Source organism: Myroides sp. WP-1 (genome assembly GCF_014145635.1).
GTDB lineage: Bacteria > Bacteroidota > Bacteroidia > Flavobacteriales > Flavobacteriaceae > Flavobacterium.
The window spans coordinates 1-2,522 of sequence record NZ_JACHTC010000048.1 but is presented as its reverse complement, the minus strand read 5'-3'; the positions used below and the strand labels follow the sequence as shown (position 1 = coordinate 2,522).

Below are 2,522 nucleotides of genomic sequence, written 5' to 3'. Positions count from 1 at the left end.
AAGCGCGATTCAAATATTTGTTCGCTCTTAATTCCTCCGGAGATTTTTTTTAGTTACCATAATTTTATTTTTTTAATATCCTAAATATATGACTTCTAACGGAAAAGCTACCGAAGGTTTAGTTCAACATCGCATTGGCAAAATGGCGGGTTAAGTACAAAATTCAACTTTTGTGCTTTTTATTCCGCCGAATGTGTTCCACATTCAGCTTTTTTTTAATAATTTAGCTTCTGTGGAAACACATCGGCTACGTTACTGCTAAATTGAACTTTCGGTTCAATTTATCCGCCACTTCGCCAATGCGTTTCCCGTTATGCGTCAGTGTAAAAAAAGAAAAGACAGAGATTTATTCACTGAAAAGTCTTTGACGAACTGTCCGTTTTTTCGACATAGACAGACAGTTCGGGTTTGACAGACTTTTTACTTCTGTCAGCTTTTTCGGGCGGACAATTCCTCGCAGACTATAAAGGAAGTATTTTTGACTTTTCACTTCATTACATTGACAAATAACGAGCAAAAGCGGGACATTGTGGTTGAGAATTAGTAGGAACTTAATTTATCTCTTTTTTACGAGTGAAAACAATTATAAATGGTAAAACTATTTTTACAAGACTCAAGATTAGAACACTAAGTATTGCGAACATGAAAATTAGAAAAATATATGCTTAAGTTTTTGAGCTCAATAAAAATCAAACATAGTCAAGAAGAAAATATTGTATATAAATTATTTGTAGGGTTTCTTACATATGCTGTCATTTATTACTTTTTTCTTAAACCACTGACAATTGGACAAAGTTTTAAATACAATTTATTTGTAGAGTGGATACCTTTTATTATAGGAATTGTTATTATAACATTACTCAGACTTAACTTTTTAAAAAGACTTCACAAAGGTTTTAAGTCAATTATAGACAGAGTGTTTACATATGTTTTATTGATTATTATGGCTTCAATGATTTCTTATTCAAGTTTTGGAATTACAGCTGAAGCAATATTTCACATTGTTGGCTATAATGTTGCAAAAAACAGTAATCAGATTGTTATGACTCTGCCAATCGAAAGTGTTTATAGTTATAGAGGAAGATATAAAGTATTTTTCTATTTTAACAACAACTATGAGTACTTTAGAATTGGAAATAAACTTTTCAGAAAAATAAAAGAAATTGACATGAAAATTCAAGTTGTAAATGCAACTTTGCAGACAAAATAGGAAAGTTTGTTTTTTTCAGAGCCAGGAGGAATAACTCCCCCTTGCCCTGATGGAAAAAATGAACTATATTGTCTACCGACCAAAGTTGACATTTATGAGTCATTTAACCAGAGAACAAAGATATACTATTTGCACAATGTTGCAAAGTGGGTATCCACAATGTGAGATTGCCCGTGTAATAAATAAAGATAAATCAGTTGTCAGTCGTGAAATCCGCCGTAATGCAGATGCCCGATCTGGCGAATACAAAGATGATTTAGCGCATCGTAAATACCTGAAGCGTCAGGCATACAAAGCTAAAGCGAGAACCTTCACACCTGAGGTTGAGGCTTATGTACGAGATAAATTGCGTCTCAAATACAGTCCGGAACAAATTGCAGGTGTTGCCAAAACAAATGGAGATAACTGTGTATCACACGAACGTATTTATCAGTTTATTTGGCAAGATAAGCGTAAAAAAGGGACGCTATATCTTGACCTGAGAAACCGTGGACGTCGCTACAAAAAGCGAAGTGTGATTTACGACAAGCGGGGAACAATCCCCAATCGTACAGATATATCTCTAAGACCGCCTGAAGTTGAACAGCGTGAGCGTTTTGGTGATTTGGAAATAGACCTGATTATAGGCAAGAATCACAAAAACGCCATATTAACCATCAATGACAGAGCAACAGGTTTGGCTAAACTCTGTAAGTTGACAGGCAAAGATGCAGAACAACTTGCTGTGGCTACGATTGATTGTTTAAAAGATTGGAAACCATATCTTCACACAATTACATCTGATAATGGAAAGGAATTTTCTTCTCATCAAATGATAGCCACGGAATTAAATATCGACTTCTTCTTTGCCAAACCTTTTGCAAGCTGGCAAAGAGGGTCAAATGAAAACTATAATCGTCTGGTTAGACAATATATTCCTAAAAAGGTTGATTTTGACTATGTTACACATGATTATGTAAAATATGTGGAACAACAATTAAACAACAGACCAAGAAAAAGATTTGGTTATTTATCACCAAATCAGATTGTTTCCAGAGTCTGGAATACACTCGTAAAAAGCGGGTGATAACTTTTGGAGCCGACCCTTCGAGCTCAAAAAAGTTATCCTCGATTTTTTCGCCAAACATACTTTATGAAATTAAAAATTAAAAATAACTAAAGTTGCATTTACAACTTGAATTTAGCGTTGATTTTAAAATTTATTTTCTACCTTTGTCACACTATGCGGCAGTAAATAATATAATTAGAAATACGAATTCAAGTTCTTGTGGTACATTCTACCATCAAGGATGTATTTTTTATGTGATGCATT

The 2,522-nt window shown here is 33.9% G+C and carries 2 protein-coding genes; both read left to right on the top strand.

Annotation, left to right across the window (positions count from 1 at the left end; genetic code table 11):
- Nucleotides 1-661 precede the first annotated feature (661 nt).
- Nucleotides 662-1,210, top strand: coding sequence for a hypothetical protein (locus tag H4K33_RS16190; protein ID WP_180906897.1), 549 nt, complete (start codon nucleotides 662-664; stop codon nucleotides 1,208-1,210).
- A 94-nt stretch (nucleotides 1,211-1,304) separates the two neighbouring features.
- Nucleotides 1,305-2,276 (top strand): IS30 family transposase, encoded by a 972-nt coding sequence (locus H4K33_RS16185; protein WP_182650840.1) that lies wholly within the window; start codon nucleotides 1,305-1,307, stop codon nucleotides 2,274-2,276.
- Nucleotides 2,277-2,522: the final 246 nt, after the last annotated feature.